General features: G+C 41.6%; 19 protein-coding genes and 1 other RNA gene. 8 read left to right on the forward strand and 12 right to left on the reverse strand.

The window, feature by feature from the left end:
- Positions 1 to 5: 5 nt before the first annotated feature.
- Positions 6 to 281, forward strand: coding sequence for a late competence development ComFB family protein (locus tag NWQ57_RS06735; protein ID WP_306021392.1), 276 nt, complete (start codon positions 6 to 8; stop codon positions 279 to 281).
- Positions 282 to 300: 19 nt separating this feature from the next.
- Here the strand turns inward: NWQ57_RS06735 and ffs are convergent.
- Both ffs and NWQ57_RS06745 read right to left on the reverse strand, forming a co-directional pair.
- An RNA gene (gene ffs / locus NWQ57_RS06740) (signal recognition particle sRNA small type) lies at positions 301 to 397 on the reverse strand.
- Positions 398 to 500: 103 nt separating this feature from the next.
- The gene (locus NWQ57_RS06745; RefSeq protein WP_306021375.1) at positions 501 to 1,556 is read right to left on the reverse strand and encodes a Glu/Leu/Phe/Val dehydrogenase dimerization domain-containing protein; all 1,056 of its coding nucleotides are present in this window, start codon (positions 1,554 to 1,556) and stop codon (positions 501 to 503) included.
- A gap of 222 nt (positions 1,557 to 1,778) precedes the next feature.
- Between NWQ57_RS06745 and NWQ57_RS06750 the strand changes: the two genes are divergently transcribed.
- Positions 1,779 to 2,255 (forward strand): Lrp/AsnC family transcriptional regulator, encoded by a 477-nt coding sequence (locus NWQ57_RS06750; RefSeq protein ID WP_306021376.1) that lies wholly within the window; start codon positions 1,779 to 1,781, stop codon positions 2,253 to 2,255.
- A 116-nt stretch (positions 2,256 to 2,371) separates the two neighbouring features.
- Here the strand turns inward: NWQ57_RS06750 and tyrR are convergent, their stop codons facing one another.
- From tyrR to pspA, 7 genes are all read right to left on the reverse strand, one after another.
- A complete protein-coding gene (tyrR, locus tag NWQ57_RS06755) occupies positions 2,372 to 3,928 on the reverse strand; it encodes a transcriptional regulator TyrR (protein WP_306021377.1) in 1,557 nt (518 codons plus the stop codon).
- A gap of 121 nt (positions 3,929 to 4,049) precedes the next feature.
- Positions 4,050 to 4,850 carry a phenylalanine 4-monooxygenase gene (gene phhA / locus NWQ57_RS06760; protein WP_306021378.1) on the reverse strand — a complete coding sequence of 267 codons (801 nt, stop codon included), beginning with the start codon at positions 4,848 to 4,850 and terminating at the stop codon, positions 4,050 to 4,052.
- Positions 4,851 to 4,993: 143 nt separating this feature from the next.
- Complete coding sequence (locus NWQ57_RS06765; RefSeq protein ID WP_306021379.1) at positions 4,994 to 6,097, reverse strand: YcjF family protein; 1,104 nt, start codon at positions 6,095 to 6,097, stop codon at positions 4,994 to 4,996.
- Between the two features lie 2 nt (positions 6,098 to 6,099).
- Positions 6,100 to 7,530: a YcjX family protein gene (locus NWQ57_RS06770; protein WP_306021380.1), complete on the reverse strand. Its 1,431-nt coding sequence runs from the start codon at positions 7,528 to 7,530 to the stop codon at positions 6,100 to 6,102.
- Between the two features lie 86 nt (positions 7,531 to 7,616).
- A complete protein-coding gene (gene pspC, locus NWQ57_RS06775) occupies positions 7,617 to 8,069 on the reverse strand; it encodes an envelope stress response membrane protein PspC (protein ID WP_306021381.1) in 453 nt (150 codons plus the stop codon).
- Positions 8,066 to 8,302 (reverse strand): envelope stress response membrane protein PspB, encoded by a 237-nt coding sequence (gene pspB / locus NWQ57_RS06780; RefSeq protein ID WP_306021382.1) that lies wholly within the window; start codon positions 8,300 to 8,302, stop codon positions 8,066 to 8,068. The genes pspC and pspB overlap by 4 nt, the downstream gene beginning before the upstream one ends.
- 25 nt (positions 8,303 to 8,327) lie before the next feature.
- The gene (gene pspA, locus NWQ57_RS06785) at positions 8,328 to 9,005 is read right to left on the reverse strand and encodes a phage shock protein PspA (protein WP_306021383.1); all 678 of its coding nucleotides are present in this window, start codon (positions 9,003 to 9,005) and stop codon (positions 8,328 to 8,330) included.
- Between the two features lie 205 nt (positions 9,006 to 9,210).
- Here pspA and pspF point away from each other — a divergent pair, with 205 nt between their 5' ends.
- From pspF to NWQ57_RS06815, 6 genes are read left to right on the forward strand one after another with little or no spacing between them, the layout of a single operon-like run.
- Entirely contained in the window at positions 9,211 to 10,308 is a 1,098-nt protein-coding gene (gene pspF / locus NWQ57_RS06790; RefSeq protein ID WP_306021384.1) for a phage shock protein operon transcriptional activator, read from the forward strand.
- A gap of 49 nt (positions 10,309 to 10,357) precedes the next feature.
- Complete coding sequence (locus tag NWQ57_RS06795; RefSeq protein WP_306021393.1) at positions 10,358 to 11,947, forward strand: ABC transporter substrate-binding protein; 1,590 nt, start codon at positions 10,358 to 10,360, stop codon at positions 11,945 to 11,947.
- The gene (locus NWQ57_RS06800) at positions 11,947 to 12,978 is read left to right on the forward strand and encodes an ABC transporter permease (RefSeq protein ID WP_306021385.1); all 1,032 of its coding nucleotides are present in this window, start codon (positions 11,947 to 11,949) and stop codon (positions 12,976 to 12,978) included. Before NWQ57_RS06795 ends, NWQ57_RS06800 begins: the two co-directional genes overlap by 1 nt.
- Positions 12,965 to 13,858, forward strand: coding sequence for an ABC transporter permease subunit (locus tag NWQ57_RS06805; protein ID WP_306021386.1), 894 nt, complete (start codon positions 12,965 to 12,967; stop codon positions 13,856 to 13,858). The genes NWQ57_RS06800 and NWQ57_RS06805 overlap by 14 nt, the downstream gene beginning before the upstream one ends.
- A complete protein-coding gene (locus NWQ57_RS06810) occupies positions 13,858 to 14,853 on the forward strand; it encodes an oligopeptide/dipeptide ABC transporter ATP-binding protein (RefSeq protein ID WP_306021387.1) in 996 nt (331 codons plus the stop codon). Before NWQ57_RS06805 ends, NWQ57_RS06810 begins: the two co-directional genes overlap by 1 nt.
- Positions 14,850 to 15,641 carry an ATP-binding cassette domain-containing protein gene (locus NWQ57_RS06815; RefSeq protein WP_306021388.1) on the forward strand — a complete coding sequence of 264 codons (792 nt, stop codon included), beginning with the start codon at positions 14,850 to 14,852 and terminating at the stop codon, positions 15,639 to 15,641. The genes NWQ57_RS06810 and NWQ57_RS06815 overlap by 4 nt, the downstream gene beginning before the upstream one ends.
- A 174-nt stretch (positions 15,642 to 15,815) precedes the next feature.
- On the opposite strand, the gene NWQ57_RS06820 is transcribed toward NWQ57_RS06815, so the two are convergent.
- Genes NWQ57_RS06820 through NWQ57_RS06830 form a run of 3 tightly spaced genes read right to left on the reverse strand, consistent with a single transcriptional unit; the run spans position 15,816 to position 19,065 of the window.
- On the reverse strand, positions 15,816 to 16,946 hold the full coding sequence (locus tag NWQ57_RS06820; RefSeq protein WP_306021389.1) for a sodium ion-translocating decarboxylase subunit beta: 1,131 nt from the start codon (positions 16,944 to 16,946) through the stop codon (positions 15,816 to 15,818).
- A 9-nt stretch (positions 16,947 to 16,955) separates the two neighbouring features.
- Positions 16,956 to 18,743, reverse strand: coding sequence for a sodium-extruding oxaloacetate decarboxylase subunit alpha (gene oadA / locus NWQ57_RS06825; RefSeq protein WP_306021390.1), 1,788 nt, complete (start codon positions 18,741 to 18,743; stop codon positions 16,956 to 16,958).
- Positions 18,744 to 18,768: 25 nt separating this feature from the next.
- Positions 18,769 to 19,065 (reverse strand): OadG family protein, encoded by a 297-nt coding sequence (locus tag NWQ57_RS06830; protein ID WP_306021391.1) that lies wholly within the window; start codon positions 19,063 to 19,065, stop codon positions 18,769 to 18,771.
- Between the last annotated feature and the right edge of the window lie 263 nt (positions 19,066 to 19,328).

A 19,328-nucleotide genomic window follows, 5' to 3' on the forward strand; every position in this document is an offset into this window, starting at 1 on the left:
TAAACATGAAACTTGATGATGATATTCATAATTACTACGAACACTTGGTTCTAGAGCAAATTGTGCGTTTAGAACTCGCCCAATCGAAGTCAGAAGACTATTTGGCTGATCTATGTTGTTTGGCCCTTAACCAACTACCAACACGTTATATTCGTTATGAAGTTGATATGGCTTTTTACTTACCGCAAAGTGAGCGGCAACAAATGGAAATGAATGCGATAAACGCGGTAAAACATGGCATGGCATACTTAGACAATAACAAAAAGAAGGAGTCAGAGTAATAACTGAAAAGTGGTGGTGCCCTCTCAGCCACACCTCGGCACATGAGTCCTTTGCTGCGGCTGCTCCCTTCCAGGCCTGACCGAGTTCACAAATTATCATTGCGAGGGGACCAAGAGGCCACCATTGAAATTACTTTGAAGCAGAGTCTCTGAACAAAGCGGGCGCATTATCTACAAAGGTAAATAGAAGTGCAACCCACTTTTCAATTTTTCTTTTTTCTAGGCCTTTTTCGTAAACCTTTCTTCGGCTATTTGATTTGCAACAACATTTGTTGCTTGCTCTAACTCATTAGCACGTTGGTACACTTCTACTAACGTGGTGCTAATTCGTTCAATATGTGCTTTCATGGCATCATGAGAACTTGGTATTTTTTGATGGTAAATATCGATAATTCCACCCGCATTAATGACGTAATCTGGCGCATATAAAATGCCTTTTTCTCTTAATAACTGCCCGCATGCTTCCGTCGCTAACTGATTGTTAGCAGCACCTGCAACTACTTTCGCTTTTATTTGTGTGATATTGGCAGGATTTAAAATAGCGCCCATCGCACAAGGCGCAAAAACGTCAACATCCAAATCATAGATTTCATTTAAGCTCACTGCTTTTGCAGCAAACTGACTGACCGCTTTTTCTACTGTTTCTGGATAAATATCAGTTACATAAAGTATTGCCCCAGCCTTATGTAGGTGTTCAGCCAAACGCATGCCAACATGTCCTAATCCTTGTATAGCAACTTTAACGCCCTGTAAATCCCGCCCTAAGGCAAATTCTACACTCGTTCTTAACCCGACAAAAACACCATAAGCCGTCGATGGTGCGGGGTTACCATCGGCTTGTTCACCAAAAACATGGTATTTGGCTTCAATTCCTGCAATATGATTCGAATGTTCAGCCATTATTTTTAAGTCAGCGACAGACATGCCCGAATCTTCAGCACTAATATACTGCCCACTTAAACTATCAACAAAGCGCCCCATCGCTCTCATCAAGGCAACTGTCTTCACTTTTCTTGGATCGCCAAGAATAACAGCTTTTCCTCCCCCTTGATTTAGGCCCGCCATCGCAGCCTTGTAGGTCATCCCTTTTGATAAGCGGAGCACGTCATTCAAGGCTTCATCATCTGACGAGTACGGCCACATTCTGCACCCTCCCAACGATGCCCCTAGATGCGTATTATGTATAGCAATGATAGCCTTTAGACCCGTTTCTTTATCATGGCAAAATGCAACGTGTTCGTGCTGATCAAATTCTATATGTTCAAATACTGACATGGCTTATCTCTTATGGGTTTTTTAGGTGATGTAATTGGTTGCAAATGATATAGCACTTTCCTGAGGATGACTCATCCAAGTTTTTCTCTGCATTTAAAAATCTCGCAGTGAATTTGCTATAAACCCACCTTGCTTAGGATATATATCCTCATAATTCCGCTTGAAAAAGATAAGATTTTTAAGCATGCTACGCGCCATTAAACCTATAAAACTAGACAGAAAATGAGTCGTGTAAAGTTAGATAAATTTGATCGTGAGATACTCCGTGTTTTGCAAAAAGACGCCACAATTTCCATGGCCGACTTAAGCCAAAAAGTGGGCCTTTCTCACACGCCCTGCTGGAGAAGAGTAAAAAGACTTGAAGCAGAAAAGATCATATTACAAAAAGTAACCCTGTTAGATAATAAAAAACTTAACTTAGGCGTATCCGTTTTTATCTATGTAACCTTGAAAAATCATGACGGAGAGTCACTCAATGATTTTGAAAAAGCCGTACAAAATATCGACGCCATCGTTGAATGTCATACCACTAGTGGTGAAAAAGACTATCTACTTAAAGTCATTGTGGAAAGTATCGAAGAATACGAACATTTATTGAAGTCAAAGCTGACTCACCTTCCCTTGGTTGACCATCTCAGTTCAACGTTTGCCTTAAAGCAAGTCAAAAACACAACGGCCCTGCCCATAAAAAATCTATAAGTAATCGGCTCAATTAAAAATGAGCGCCTGATTTATGCGGTGCAAAAAAGTGATCCTATGCGGCGCATAAAGTCAAGCCGCATTCACTTACAAGGTAATTGGTTTTCAGCCAGTACCTAAATATTTACCGTGTGTTTATTGATGCCGTACTCACGTAACTTATTGGCCACGGCGGTATGACTCAAACCTAATTTTTTAGCTAACTGCCTGGTGCTTGGAAAGCTCGGATAGAGTCGAGCAAGTATATCTTTTTCATAACGTTTAACCTCTTCATCCAAATTACCCGTAAATTCTTCAGCAACAAAACTCGTCACCGTTGAACAACTAGGCACTCTGATGTGCTCTTTTTCTAGTTCGTTTCCCTCGAGTAAAGAAACTGCTCGGTAAAGTGCATTCTCTAACTGCCTGACATTGCCGGGCCAAGGATAAGCAAGGATGTAGTCATTACAGGCTTTACTTAACTTGGGAGCCCGTCTACCTAATTTCAGACTATGTTGTTTTAGAAAACGTTCTGCCAAAGGCAAAATATCTGACTTACGTTCTCGCAAAGGCGGCAAAACTAAGCCAAGCACATTTAATCGATAATATAAATCTTCTCTAAACTGTCCTTGCTGCACTAACTTACCCAAATCTTGTTGGGTAGAACAAATAATTCTTACATCTACGATTTTGTCTGTGTTCTCACCAGTTCGCCTGTAACTATTATTTTGCAAAACATGCAGCAACTTAACTTGCAACTGAGTCGACATTTCAGCAATTTCGTCTAAAAATAACGTTCCACCTTGCGCCAATTCTAATAAGCCAGCCTTACCTTGTGTTTGACCAACGCTTCCTGGAGCTCTGCCAAACAGTTCATTTTCAATGACATCGTCAGGAATTGAGCCGCAGTTCAGAATTAAAAATTGTCCTCCGCAACGCCGACTGGCCTCATGACACGCTTTGGCGATCAATTCTTTTCCCGTACCTGTTTCACCAAAAATAATCATTGGCCCATCTAATTCGGCCATCCGTTTAGCCTCAGCAATTACCTTTTTCATCAGTTTGCTTTGGGCTTGAACAGAGATAAAACTATCTAAACTCGCTTGATGAAAAACGGTGAGTTGCTGGCCTAAACGCAATTCTGATTTAAGCATAACAACCGCTCCAGCAACAATGTTAGCTCCGCCGAGGTCAGGGATCATAACGGGCAAAATATCGGCTAAATAGTCTTGCTCTAAAAATCGGATACGCTGGACTTGTGCGCTAACATTTTTACCTTCTAGCCAGCGGCTAATATTAAAACCCTTTATATAATCACCGATTTCCTCACCCAGTATTTCACTTTTGTTTTTATCTAACTGATTTAAAACCTCATCATTTACTAAAATAATGCGGCCTTTGGGATCAACTGAAAAAACTGGGTCAGGCAGCGTTTTTAACAATGCTTTTAACTGGTTCTGCTCTCGTTCAATAGGCATAAATGCAGTTGTTTTAACATCTTCGATACCCGCTATCTTGCGAATTTTTGGCATTAGATGTTGAAAATCTTCAAACTTTATAGTGGGAAAATTCAAATAAATTTTCCCCACCTCATCTATTTCGATGCCACGCAGGTCAATTTGATGACTCACCAAAATATCAAGCACATCTTGGGTTATTCCTAACCTATCTTGACAACTAATTTCTAAACGCATTAATTTTCTCGCAAAAAATACTTAGCTGAACGCCTTTATATTTGCAGCTAAATATAAAAAATTTGTAAAGATATTATTACAAAATTAATCGCCAGAACAGGGTTTTCGCCAATTAAGAAAATTAACTCACCATGGATTGTTTGGGTATGAACCGAGGTTGATGCAAGCCCAATGTCTTAGCTTGTTTAACAAGTTCCATCAAATCAAGTTCCGCAATGGCAAACAAATCATCAAATGAGTTAAGTAAATAGTACAGCGGTTGCATAATATCGATTCGATAAGGCGTGCGAAGTGCCTCCAATGGCTCCATATCAAGATGATCACAGACTTGGGTGTCAAGGGCGTGTAACGTCTCGCCGGGTGAAGACAGTATGCCGCCTCCATAGATCCTAATTCCATCAGGTGTTTTAAGTAAGCCAAATTCAATGGTAAACCAATACAAGCGAGCCAAATAAACACGATCTTCTTTACTGGCTTGTTCACCTAGCTTACCGTAAGTATGGGTAAAATGTGCAAAGGCGGGATTAGTTAACAAAGGACAGTGCCCGAAGATTTCATGAAAAATGTCAGGCTCTTGCAAGTATTCAAATTCATCAGCTGAGCGAATGAACGTCGCAACAGGAAATTCTTTATTAGCGAGTAGCCCAAAGAAACGGTCAAAATTAATTAACGATGGAACTTGAGTGACCCGCCAGCCTGTCGTTTCTGCAAGTACCTTATTAACATCAGCAAGTTGTGGAATAACGCCTGCAGATAGGCCCAATAACTCTAAACCTTGCAAATATTCCTTGCATGCTCGTCCTTTTAACAGCTTTAGCTGCTTTTCTACTAACGCTCGCCAAGTGGCATTTTCTTCTATTGACCACTGAATAAAACCAAAGGCGTCAGCTTGATTTGAACTGTAATTTGTTTGCTTTGACATAACTTCGTTACTTAAAAAATCATGTCTTTAGTTTACTGACTCAGCCATGAATCGACAGAGGGCGAATCACAACAGCAAGTTAACAATATGTAAAGATAATGCTACAAATATTATTTAATCGCCGTATCTGTTGGCTTTTATCTCTACTTCATAAAGCGGCTTAGGTCTTCTAACAACTGCTTTGTCATATGACTTACCCCAGGCTTTTTGACAGAAAGCCATGGCATGGGTCTGCATTCGTGTAAGGCTTTTAACCCTATGCGGGTGGTTAATACACCAGCCCCTAACCCTTGCGCTACCTTGGTAGATATTTTACCTGTTAAACCCACACCTAAGGCATAGTTTCCCGCATCACTTAATATTTCTGCCGCCCCGGCGTACAACATTGAACGAAATATTTTTTTAATAAGCGCTACCCTGCCCCAGTATCCTAATCGAATGCCATACAAGCTGCTTAATTGATTAACCATTTTAATGTTGCGCCATAACACAATTAACATATCCAACATCGCAAATGGACTGACGGCAATCATTACACCCGCAGCAGACGCATTGCTTGTTATACGATTTAAGGCAATTTTATCAATGGGCGTTAGTACCTTTAATTCAAATAAACTTAACACTTCGGTATTGGTATAGTGACTCTGCAGGCCCTTATTCCACTCATCAACTAAAGGCTGAAACTGGCTGGGTAATTTGCTTGCTACCGCCTCACAATGTGTTTGACCCAGGCCTATCGCAGGAGTATTGAATAAATCAACCGCCTGTTGCTGCATTTCTTCTTGCTGCTTTAAATGTTGCAAAGACCGTAATTCTCGGTAGGCAAAACCTAAGATACTCGTCAATACTATAGCGAAGACGATTAGCCACCCTCCGGCCATCCAGTCCTGCTTGCTGAGTACTAGTGATATCGCTGAATACAATTCAGCGATACTCAACACAATCACCAAAATTGTAGCGAGTAACCAAGATATTTTCTTCAATTTAGAATGAGACCGTGACTCAACCCTCGGTCCTAGAGCCTCTTCAACGTCTAAATCTGTGACCAACAATTCAATTTGATTTTCTACAACCGTTTGGCCTTTAAGGTTAGCGTCATCGGCATGAAGAGTTTTATTTTCGACTGAACCTGTTTCAATAATCACTGAACGCTTAATGGATGTGAATTTATCCCCTACCTCATTGGTGTGAGGTTTGGGTCTTTTTTCAGATTTTTCTACTGGCTCATGTTCATGTTTTTTATTCATTTTTACACCAATTTATCGGCCAATATAAAGTCTATAACTTGATCCATCCTGATATGAGGTAATGCATGACGCTCCCCCAACAAGGGAGCGGCAAACTTAGGAAATTCAAAACCTTGGTTCTGCCAAAAATCAGCGTGAGGACATGACGTTGGCACTTCGCCGGGGAATAAGGTTAGACTTGCCCCTTCTTCAGTAGTGCCTTGCAGAACTGGAAGCATCTCACCGTTTATTTGTGTTTTACCACTTGTGGAAGCTTTGATAGCCGCAATGAGAGTGGATTCAGTCACCACACCGTCAAATTGCAGTTGCTTACGCGCATCTCGTAGCATTGAGTCAAGTAACTTCACTAAGTTAACCTGTTGGTCGGGCGTAATATGATCGGCTTTACTTGCGGCAAATACTAATTTATCGATTTTAGGCTTAAATAATCGTTTAAGTACATTAGATGAGCCATAGGCAAAACTCTGCATTATCCAATTCAATGCTGCCTGCAAATCGTGATAACTATGAACCCCCTTATTTAGGGCGCTAAGACAATCGACTAAAATAATTTGCCGATCAAAACGTTTAAAGTGCTGTTCATAAAAGGGCCGTACAACATGTTGTTTGTAATACTCAAAGCGTTTGACTAATAACGCGATATTGCTGCCCTTAACAAGTTTAGATAAATCAACATTCTGCTCTTTAAGTTGACTCAAGGACAAGGGGAAAAAATGTAATACTGGCGCACCCAATAATTCTCCGGGTAACAAAAAGCGCCCAGGTACCAATAGTTGAAATCCCGCACTTTGACACTGTTTCAAATAATCAGCATAAGATTCAGCCGTTCTTTGCAACAGCAATTCATCACCAGACCCCTGTAAATCAATGCATTCGATGTCGCGAAGAATCTGATTAGCAAGTGCCGCACGTTTCCCGTCCATCAGCTGTTTACTGCTGTATTCACACCATTGAGCAAAATCCATATCCAACAGCGGTAAATCTAACAACCACTCTCCAGGATAATCGGTGATATCCAGCGTTAACTTGCCATCTTCTCGAAGCCACTTACTCAACCCGCTTTTTTTCTGATAACGGATCACCAATCTGATTTGCGAGATACCCGTAGTAGATTGAGGCCACTTGGGTATTGATCCGGACAAGCCTGCGATAGCATCTTCATAGGCAAAGCGACTACACGTTAGATCAACTTGGGTGCTGCGTTTCACACCGATAATTCGCCCTTCTCGTTTAGTAGAGAAAAACGGTAAGACCGCATCTTCATTGACTTCTAAAAGCTGATTCATCAAAGAGGTAATAAAAGCCGTTTTGCCACTTTTACTCAAACCTGTAACCGCAAGATTAATATGTTTATCAGCTATGCGGGCTCCTGCTAACTTAGCCTGTTGTAGGGCTTGGTTAACATAACGTTGTGCGGAGTTAGATTTATCCATAATCCTCAAAAATAATGCGCTGGGTAAAAATATAAAAACCAAACTAAATCAAATTTGATCTAGCTTGGTTCTAACAATGAGATAAATTATAAACGACTAATTTCTCGATTAAGTTGAAACTCTGAAGATGTGACATACGTCTCTACATTTCTCAAGCGTGTTTCATTTTTTGTAAAACGCTGTTGAATGTCATGAAATGCTTGCTTAGGCGGCTCTCCTGCCTGCCAAATTTTCGACTTAACCACGACTTTTTCTTCGTCATCGGTTTGGTTGTGCCAGCCTTTGCCCCGTGTTTGAGTTACTCTACTGTGCTCAACATAAGGTGCTTTACTGCCTTTAGAACCCGGTTTTTTATCTAAAATAAACCAAGCAGCAACATAGCTAACAAAAATAAAGGGGCCGGCAAATAGAAAAAAAGCACTGACCACTAAAATCCTAATTAGCCATAACTCCCAACCAAAGTAGTCAGCTAAACCGGCACAAACCCCAGCAATTTTGCCTTTGTCGGGGTCGCGGTATAACTCTTTTTTTAAGCTCATACTTTGTTTCTCCATTGGGGTGCTTCAGCATCCAATATCGACTCTAAGGTATGAATGCGGTCTGCCATCTTATCAGCTCTATCAGCCAGCTCTTGCAAGGTTGCGTACTCTTCCTGAGTTAATCCCTGATTGATCTGCTTCTTACTGCGATAATGCATAATTAGCCAAATTGGTGCGACAAAAATCATAAAAATAATGATTGGCGCAACGACAATTCCTACGATACCTTCCATTACTTATCTCCTTAGTTGGCGCAAATTACTTTTTAGCTGCTGATGACTTACCTTGCACTTTTTTCTTCAGTGCCGCTAATTCATCATCAATTTCTTGACCAGCTTCAAGTTCAGCAAATTCGTCCGCTAAGGTTTTCTTACCTAAATCATACGCATCAACCATTGACTCTAAGTCATCAATTTTACGTTCATATTGCTCGAAACGCCCCATTGCAGCATCGACCTTAGTACTGTCTAAGGTTTTCTTCACTTCAAGACGTGAACTGACCGTATTCTGACGTAAAATAATTGCTTTTTGACGCGTTTTGGCATCGGCTAATTTATCTTGTAACTGACCCACTTCACTTTGCAACTTAGCGATTTGTTCTTCAACTAATTGCAGTTCTCTGACTAGCACAGCTGCGTGATCATCACATTTTTTCTTTTCTTGTAATGCCGCTCTGGCTAAGTCTTCCCTGTCCTTGCTAATGGCTAATTCAGCCTTTGCCTTCCAATCTAAGGCTTCATTTTGAAGCTTATTAATTTGAGTACTGATTTCTTTTTTATTCGCTAAGGTTTTAGCTGAAGCAGAACGCACTTCGACTAAGGTGTCTTCCATTTCTTGAATAATCAGTCTGACCATTTTTTCTGGATCTTCAGCCTTGTCCAGAATGGCATTAATATTTGAGTTCACTATATCGGTGAAACGAGAGAAGATACCCATAGTTATTACCTCTTTAATAAATGTTAACTAAATCTATTGTGTAACGTTGTTGATGATTAAGGGTATTCAATTTATAGGCCAATCTTAACAACAAAGTAACTACCTGATTTTAAACAAAAAATATTTACAATACCTTTTAGCCAAACTACAATCGAACCAATCTACGCTAATTATTAGCTAAATAGACCACTTTTTAAGGATATTGATGAGCCGCTTTCGCCAACAAGATAATTTGTTAGGACAATCTAACAGTTTTTTAGAGGTACTTGAGCAAATATCGCAAATAGCCCCTTTGAATAAACCCGTGTTAATAATAGGTGAACGGGGCACAGGTAAAGAACTGGTAGCAGCGCGATTACACTTTTTATCAAAACGTTGGGAGCAAACCTATTTAAAGTTAAATTGCGCAGCGTTAAACGAAAGCTTATTAGAAAGCGAGTTGTTTGGCTACGAGGCCGGTGCATTTACAGGCGCAGCGAAACGACGAGAAGGTCGCTTCGAAACGGCTCATAACGGAACTTTATTTCTGGACGAGTTAGCGAATACCTCCGGCATGATCCAGGAAAAGCTACTACGTGTGATTGAATATGGTGAGTTTGAGCGGGTTGGCGGCTCGCGCAGTATAAAAGTTGACGTTAGATTAGTCGCTGCGACAAATGAAGATTTACCTAGTTTGGCTGATTCTGGCGAGTTTAGAGCTGATTTATTAGACAGGCTCGCATTTGATGTTATTACGCTTCCTCCACTTCGTGAACGTAAAGAAGACATTCTCATGTTAGCCGAAAACTTTGCGATCAATATGGCTCGTGAACTTGAAATGGAGTTATTTAGTGGTTTTAGCGAAAAGGCCAAACGTACCTTGCTCGATTATCATTGGCCGGGAAATATTCGTGAGCTAAAAAATACTGTGGAACGAGCGGTTTATCGAAGCAATAACCCGCACTTGCCTGTTCATCATATTGTACTTGACCCCTTTGAATCGGTTTTTAGGCCGAAAAAAAGAATCAAAACACTCGACAGAATATCAGTACCTGCTGCACCGCCAGAACCCGCAAAGACCGAAGACAAATCACACATCAACACAGCTTCTGCAACAACAAACGCTGAGCAACAATTCGAATTTCCAGTAGATTTAAAAGAACTGTCGCAAAATTTTGAAATAGACCTAATCAATAAAGCGCTAGCGGACAGCCAATTTAACCAAAAGAAAACTGCAGAAAAATTAGGCTTAACGTATCATCAGCTAAGAGGGTATTTGAAAAAATATAACCTTCTTGAAAATGCAGATGAGGACGATGGGTAACTTTAGCGTGTTTAATAGCATCATCAAACCAGGTCAAGTTCAGCACATGATGCTAGCTCTTTGTTGCCTTGGTTTATCGGGCTGTGATGCCCTTATTAGTGCCAGTAATAAATCAAACGGAGTAATTTACTGCTCTGAAGGCAATCCCACTAGCTTCAACCCACAGTTAGACACCTCGGGCACCACGGTTGATGCATCATCCCACCAAATTTACGACCGTTTATTGGACTTTGATCCCAAAAGTGGCAGCGTTATTCCAAGCCTGGCCACTAGCTGGAGCATAAGTACCGATGGTTTACTGTATACTTTTCAGCTACGAAAGGATGTCGCGTTTCACCACACTGCTTATTTTTCACCAAGCCGAACATTTAATGCTGAAGATGTTATTTTTAGTTTTGATCGATGGCGTTTGCCAAATAGCGCTTATCACGGAATTGCCGGCGGGATCTATCCTTACGCTGACAGCCTTGGTCTAGCTAATCTCATCGAAAAAGTTGAGCGAGTAAATGCCTATCGATTAGAAATTACACTTAAGCAGCCCCAAAGTTCATTTTTAGCCAATTTGGCCACTGACTTTGCGGTAATAATGTCTAAAGAGTACGCAGATAGTCTTGAACAAAAAAATCAAAAAGAAAACATTGATCGACAACCCATTGGCACAGGTCCTTTCAAATTTGCTCATTTTCGTCAAGACAGTTTTATTCGTTATAAAAGACACGACGAATATTGGGGAGAAAACAAACAAACTGAGCAATTGATATTTGATATTACGCCCTCCAGTTCCTTGCGTTTAGCTAAACTCATCACCGGGGAATGTGATGCCATGGCACTACCTGCGCACAGTGAGTTGGATGTTATTCGCCAATCCAAAGACTTAATTTTGGACGAAAAACCCGGTTTAAACGTCGGCTTTTGGGCCTTTAATACCGCTAAGCCACCATTTGACCGCCCCGGTGTGAGACGCGCCTTATCTCTGGCTATTGACAAAAATGCCCTAATTGAAGCAATCTATTTTGACAGTGCAATTTTGGCTAAAAATATTGTTCCCCCTACTTCTTGGGCCTTTCAAAGTGAACAAAAAAATCTTAATTATAATCCGTCTGCTGCCAAAAAATTATTGCAAGAAAATGGTATAGAGCCAGGCTTCACTATGAATATCTGGGCTATGCCAGTTGAGCGTCCTTACAATCCCAATGCAATTAAAATGGCCGAATTGATGCAAAGTTATCTACAAGCCGTTGGGGTCAATGTCGAAATTGTGAGTTACGAGTGGTCAACATTTAGAGAAAAGTTAAAACAAGGTACACATGATTCTGTGCTCATAGGTTGGTCCGCGGACAATGGTGATCCCGATAATTTTTATCGCCCATTGCTATCGTGTGGAGCGATTAAATCTGGCACCAACCGGGCATTTTGGTGCTCACCAGAATATGACGAACTCATCGGTCAAGCACTCAAATATACCAGTATTGAAGACCGGCAATATTTTTACTACAAAGCCAATGCCTTAATCGCCGAACAACTGCCATTGGTGCCGATTGCTCATGCCTCAAAGTATCAAGCTTTTCGACGGGATTTAGTCGGTTTCGAAATTAATCCATATGGCGGCGTTAAATTGGCCGGAGTGACAAAAAACTGATGCTCAGAGTCGTTCTTCGCTTTACCAATTTAGTGGTTCTTACCTTGCTCGCATTGAGTTTTTTTTCGTTTGTACTGATTTATTTATTTCCCGGTGAGCCATTAGCCAACTTAAGTGGTATACCTAATCCCAGTCCGCAAGAAATAGAGCAATTACAGCACCTTTATCACCGAGATAGCGTGTTTATTGTGCAGTATTGGTATTATCTCATTGACTTATTCAGTGGTAATTGGGGTTTAAGCTTCAGTTCCGGTTTATCGTTGTCCAGCGAAGTCGCTCGAACTCTACCTGCAAGTATAGAGCTCAGTACTTACGCGCTTTTACTGTCATTTATCGTCGGCTTACCTCTGGGGTTTTTAGCCGGTCTTCGGCATCATAAAACCACTGACTATGCACTTTTGTCAGTGAGTGTACTAGGTTATTCAATTCCCGTTTTTTGGCTCGCCATGCTCCTAATTTTAGGTTTTTCGTTACAGCTGGGGTGGTTTCCGTTGTCAGGCAGAATTAGTTTATTGTATGAAGTACCTCGAATTAGCGGCTTTATATTGCTTGATATTTTATGGTCAGATATTGAAAACAAATCGGATGTTTTTATTGATGCGGTTCGCCATCTGATTTTACCTACTCTTTCTATTGCCGCTTTCACGACGACGATTATTTTACGGATTATGCGCCGCTCTTTTATTGAGACAATGAACAGTGATTATGTGCAAGCCGCGGTTGCTAGAGGGCTTACCTCAAGACAGGTTATTTGGAAACACGCTATTCGTAATTCTTTGATGCCAATACTTCCCTTACTAGGAATGCAATTTACCACTTTGTTAACCAATGCGATGATAGTGGAAGTAATATTTTCTTGGCCAGGCATTGGCAATTGGCTTATTCAGGCTATATATCAACGAGATTACCCCGCCATCAGAGTAGGCATGTTAGCGGTAGCAACCTTAGTGGTTATCTTTACCATGACGATTGATTTATTCTTAAGACTGGTTGACCCTAAAAAAAGTAAGGTGGAACGTGTCGCGATCTGAACTGTATCAAGAAGAATTCCACCCATCACCGTTACAACATACCTGGTTGGAATTTAAAGAAAACCATATCGCCGTTGGCGGTTTATGTTGTTTTATCTTTATTTTAACCATAGTGTTGTTTTGCAATATTCTTGCGCCTTTTGATCCTTTATTACAAAAAACCGATGCGATTTTAATCCCTCCAGCTTGGGAGCCCAACGGAAGTATCGTAAATGTATTTGGCACCGATGCCTTAGGACGAGATTTATTATCAAGAGTGATGTACGGCTGCCAAATGACCTTTGGTATCAGTATTATCCTGGTACTAGTGGCCATGTTAGTCGGTGTGTCTGTGGGTGCTGTGGCTGGAATGAGCCGCGGAGTGCGCTCAAGTGTTGTTAACCACACTTTAGATTCAATGATGGCAATCCCCACCTTACTTATTGCCATTATTATTATTGCTATCTTAGGAACCGGTTTAGTCAACAGTATGTGGGCTATCACCTTGGCGTTAACACCGCAGTTTATTCATCAAACTCGAGATTTTGTCAGACAAGAGCGTAAAAAAGAGTATGTCAGGGCAGCAAAACTAGATGGTGCGCCACCAACCCAGATTTTCATTCGCTCTATTTTACCTAATATGGGTGAAGTCTTAGTTGTCCAAGGTACGCTTGCGTTATCTATCGCAATATTGGATATCAGCGCCCTAGGTTTTTTAAATCTTGGTGCCCAAGCCCCAACCGCAGAATTAGGGGCAATGCTATCAGAGGGTATTGAAGTGGCATATATGGCGCCTTGGAGCATCGCTCTACCGGGTGCGGCCATCTTTTTAATGATGCTTTCAATCAATTTAGTGGGTGATGGTTTGCGTTCAGCCTTACGAAACAGGCTGTTGCACTAATGAGCTTATTGGATATAAAAAATCTCACTCTTGAGATAGATATCGCTGGCGAGTGGGTTAAAGCCTTAGACAAAATTAACTTAGTCATTAACGAAGGGCAAATTCACGCATTAGTGGGTGAATCAGGCTCAGGTAAAAGCCTTGTAATCAAAGCCATCGTGGGCGCAATTCCTCAGCGCTGGCGCGTAACAGCAGACCGAATGACGTGGCGAGGACAAGATTTGTTAACCATGTCGATTAAAAATCGGCGCAAGGTCATCCGCAGTGATATTTCTGTTATTTTTCAAAATCCTAAAAGCTCGCTTGACCCGCTTCTTACCCTAGGCGAACAACTTAAAGAAATCGTACCTGAAGCTCGTCTTGAGAGTCGATTGTTTTGGCGAAGAGAAAAAGAGCGGGAAAAAATTGTCATGGAACTGCTGCACCGAGTGGGCATAAAAGACCATAAGTTGTGCATGAAGAGTTATCCACATCAAATTTCTAATGACGTTTGCCAAAAATTTATGATTGCTATGGCCTTAGTATCTGAGCCTAAACTTATCATTGCTGACGATCCCACTCGAGGCATGGAGGTCACAGCCAAATCGCAAATATTAAAACTGCTGAGCCGCGTTAACCAAGTTAGAAAACTTAGCGTCTTGTTTGTTAGTCACGACCTTTTGGCTATTTCAAGCATGGCGCACTACATGACTGTATTATATTGTGGCCAGACTGTAGAAAGCGGCGATATGCTGCAACTTAAAAAACGTGCTCTCCATCCTTATACCCAAGCCCTATTAGATAGTGCCCCCAGTTTTCGGAAAGATTTGCCGCCCAAGTCACCATTAAGCTCGTTAGACGGCACTATCCCCACATTACAACACCTACCAATAGGCTGCCGTTTAGGACCACGCTGCCCTAGGGCTCGCAGGGAGTGTGTTGTTGTTCCAGCTGTCAGAAGAGTGCATCAACACTACTACAGTTGTCACTTTCCTTTGCATTGGGATAAAAAATGACTGACTTGATCCACGTTGAAGATCTTCGATTTGTTAATAAAAAAGACAGCTTTAACTTTTTTAACAAAACAAAACAATTTGAATTAGGACCGATAAATATCGATTTGAAAGCGGGTGAGACCTTAGCAATTATTGGCGCGAATGGCTCTGGCAAGTCTTTACTGGCTAAGTTACTGGTAGGCTTAGAAAAACCCGATAGTGGTCAAATATATTTGCATGGTGAAGCACTGACTAAGTCTAATCAACGTCAGCGCTGCTTAAACATTAGAATGATTTTCCAAAACAGTAATGAATCACTCAATCCAGGCATCACCCTAGGCTCTATTCTTGACGAACCTCTGCGCTTAAATACCACCATGAGCATGTTAGAGCGTGCTGCAAAAATTGAACAAACCTTAGTAAAAGTGGGCTTGATGCCTGAGCATCAGTTTTTTTATCGGCATATGTTGTCTGATGGCCAGCGCCAGCGTGTCGCACTGGCCAGAGCGCTGATTTTAAACCCGCAAGTGTTAGTAGCAGATGAACCCTTTGCCGCCTTGGATCCATCGGTACGTTCGCAAATCGTTAACTTATTGATGAATATTCAGCGGGAACTTGGTTTAGGCTTTATTTTTATCTCACATAACTTGGGCATAGTCCGGCACATTAGTGACAAAATTATCGTTATGCGTCATGGAAAGGTTATTGAAGCGGGGCGTACTGAAGTCATTTTTAATTGGCCGAAAGAGGAGTACACGAAAAAACTCGTACACGCCCATCAAGCGCTGATTAACCGTCAAAACACGTAACTGATATTTTTTGCACAAACGTTTTCCGTGTTCTTTTTCCTGAGTTGTTCTGTAGTCATTTTCCCTTTACCGCAATGAACAGATGGCAGATCACTCTGTTGCTATCGCATCCCACCACAGTAAAGCAAAGAATGTTGCAGCGCTGGGAACCGCAACATGTGACAGTAGATTAAGTTATGCTACCAATGCAAGAAGGATCCCTGCAGCAACTGCTGAGCCTAGTACACCCGCCACGTTAGGCCCCATAGCGTGCATTAACAAAAAATTATGATGATTGGCTTCTAAACCAACTTTGTTCACGACTCTCGCCGCCATAGGAACCGCTGACACCCCTGCAGCACCAATCAAAGGATTGATTTTTTGCGAACTAAAACGGCTCAAAAGCTTTGCCATTAATACACCTGCAGCTGTGCCGACAGAAAATGCGATGGCACCTAGAGCAAGTATGCCTAAGGTTTCAAGGGTTAAGAACTTATCAGCTGACAATTTCGAACCTACCGCCAATCCAAGAAAGATGGTGACGACGTTGATTAACTCATTTTGGGCCGTGTTGCTCAACCTATCGACTACGCCAGATTCTTTCATTAAATTACCAAGACAAAACATACCGATTAAGGGAGTTGCGCTGGGTAAAAATAAAATCGTCATGAGTAATACAGCCAAGGGAAAAATAATTTTTTCCCGTTTCGATACATGACGCAATTGCGCCATTTCAATTTTACGTTCTTGTTCATTTGTCAGCAGTCGCATAATCGGTGGCTGAATAATGGGTACCAAAGCCATGTAAGAATAGGCTGCAACCGCAATAGCGCCAAGCAAATCAGGCGCTAAGCGTGAGGCTAAGAAAATGGCTGTAGGACCATCGGCGCCTCCAATAATGGCAATCGCGGCTGCATCTTTCATGCTGAATTCAAAACCAGGCACAAAGTTAAGAGCAATAGCGCCAAAAAGGGTACCAAAGATGCCAAATTGTGCAGCTGCTCCAAGTAATAACATCCGAGGATTCGCAATCAAAGCGCTAAAATCGGTCATTGCCCCCACCCCCATAAAAATGAGCAGCGGGAATACGCCAGTTTCTATGCCAATATGATAAATGTAATAAAGCAGGCCACCTGCATCGCTAAAGCCGGCTAAGGGGATATTAGTTAACACTGCCCCAAAGCCAATGGGTAGTAAAAGTAGGGGCTCAAATTTCTTTACAATTGCCAAATATAACAACAACGCACCAACTATCATCATGACAATTTGTCCTGGCTCAAAATGCGCCAGTGCTGTGCTGTCCCACAATAACTGTATTTTTTCCATGACAGGCGCCTAATTAAACATTAATAAAGACTGACCAGACTGCACTGAGTCGCCTTCTTTAATTAATACTTTACTGACTGTGCCACTGACGGTAGAGCGAATTTCCGTTTCCATTTTCATGGCTTCCATTACCAATACCACTTGGCCTTGGCTGACTTCTTCATCGACCCCAACCAATATTTTAAAAATATTACCTGACAATGGCGATTGCAGGCTTTGCGAGGCACTCGAAGTAATTTTGTTGTCTGTCTCTGGCTGATGATCCACGGCTTGAACATTGGTTAAAGCCCCTGAGTCTGCGACCTCAACTTGATACACTTTTCCATCAACACGCACTGAATAACTAGCAGGACCAGCCCCTCTGCTATCAGAGGTAGTATTAACCGCAGTTGTTTTTCCCTCTTGAGCCGCTTGCGGGATGGGTTCAAATGCTGAAGGGTCATGACGATTACGTAAAAATTTCAACCCCACTTGAGAAAACAAAGCATAAGTCAATACATCATCAACAGCGTCATTGGCCAAAGTAAAATTTTCGTTAGTGGCGATGTCGTTTAGTTCTGAAGTCAATGAATCGAGCTCTGCACTTATTAAGTCAGCGGGTCGACACGTAATAGGCTCTTCACCTGCTAATACTTTTAGCTGTAAGCTCTGATTTACTGGGGCTGCCGTGGCCCCATACTCCCCTTTTAACACACCAGCGGTTTCTTTGGTGATACTCTTGTACCGCTCGCCAGTTAGAACGTTTAACACAGATTGCGTTCCCACAATTTGTGAGGTTGGGGTGACGAGAGGAATAAAGCCAAGATCTTCTCTCACACGAGGAATTTCTTGCAGCACTTCATCCATTCTATCCAAGGCCCCTTGCTCTTTTAACTGACTTTCCATGTTGGTCAACATGCCGCCTGGCACCTGTGCAATCAAAATACGTGCATCAACCCCTTTCAGGCTACCTTCAAATTGACTGTACTTTTTCCGAACGTCTCTGAAATATGTTGCGATATTCGCTAATTGAGGTAAATCAAGACCAGTATCCCGTGCGGTGCCTTCAACAATTGACACGATAGTTTCTGTCGCACTATGACCATACGTCATACTCATAGAAGATATAGAGGTGTCTAGTATATCAATGCCAGCATCAATGGCTTTTTGATACGTGGCGGTACTCAAACCTGTTGTGGCATGACAGTGCAAAGCAATGGGCACTTCAATTGTTTCTTTTAAACGGCTGACGAGTTCTTCACACACATAAGGTTTTAATAAACCTGCCATATCTTTAATGCAGATTGAATTAACCCCCATATCTTGAAGCTTAGCTGCCATGTCTAACCAGGTTTGCAAATTATGGACTGGCGATACTGTATAAGACAGCGTTCCTTGGGCGTGAGCCCCCTGCTTGATGGTCGCTTTTATCGCCGTTTGTAAATTACGAATGTCATTCATCGCATCAAAAATACGGAAGACATCAACACCGTTAGTGTGAGCACGTTCGATAAATTTTTCGACTACATCGTCAGCGTAGTGTCGATAACCCAGCAAATTCTGACCACGTAGCAACATCTGTTGTTTGGTCTTCGGCATGGCTTTTTTTAAGGCACGAATGCGCTCCCAAGGATCTTCACCTAAATAACGAATACAGGCATCAAACGTCGCGCCGCCCCATGTTTCAAGGGACCAATATCCAACTTCATCTAACTGCTTCGCAATGGGCAGCATATCCTTTAAACGCAAACGAGTGGCAAGCAGTGACTGGTGAGCATCACGTAGCACAACATCAGTAATAGCGAGGGGCTTTGACATATTCATATTCTCTTAAGTATAAAAATTATTTATTGTTTCGATGCTGATGTATTGCTGCGCTGATAGCGGCGACAACCCCTGACGATATCGCAATATTGGATTTAGATTGGCTTGGTTGATGTCGTGACACAGGCACTTCTACTTCTGGAAATTTACTGTTAACCCAAGCAATTAGGTTGACAGCACCAATTAAGGTGGCCAAAAACAAAAAGACAACAAACATACCAATAACCATTAAATTGGCAGCATCGAAGAGCAAACTTGTCACGTCACTAGGCATTTGGGGGACTTCCAACTTTTTCAAAAATGAACTTTCTAACAATAAGGCAGACACCTTATTACAAGAAAACAAACAGAGCAACGAGATACAAAAAATAAAGAAAAATTCACTAAATTTGCATATATATTCAACGAAATCGGCAGTACTTCAATAAGTTGACCCTGGCTAACTAACTGAAATCTAAAGATTGCTCAGTCGTGGCCTTCTTAGTAAAAAACGGGCGAGGAAGAGCAAGATGAAGCATCTTTTCGTTATACCCCACTAGTTGTGATAATTACTCATACGGACTGCAGCCAGCGTCTTTT

The sequence above is a fragment of the Paraglaciecola sp. genome, assembly GCF_030730205.1.
Taxonomy (GTDB): Bacteria; Pseudomonadota; Gammaproteobacteria; order Enterobacterales; family Alteromonadaceae; genus Paraglaciecola.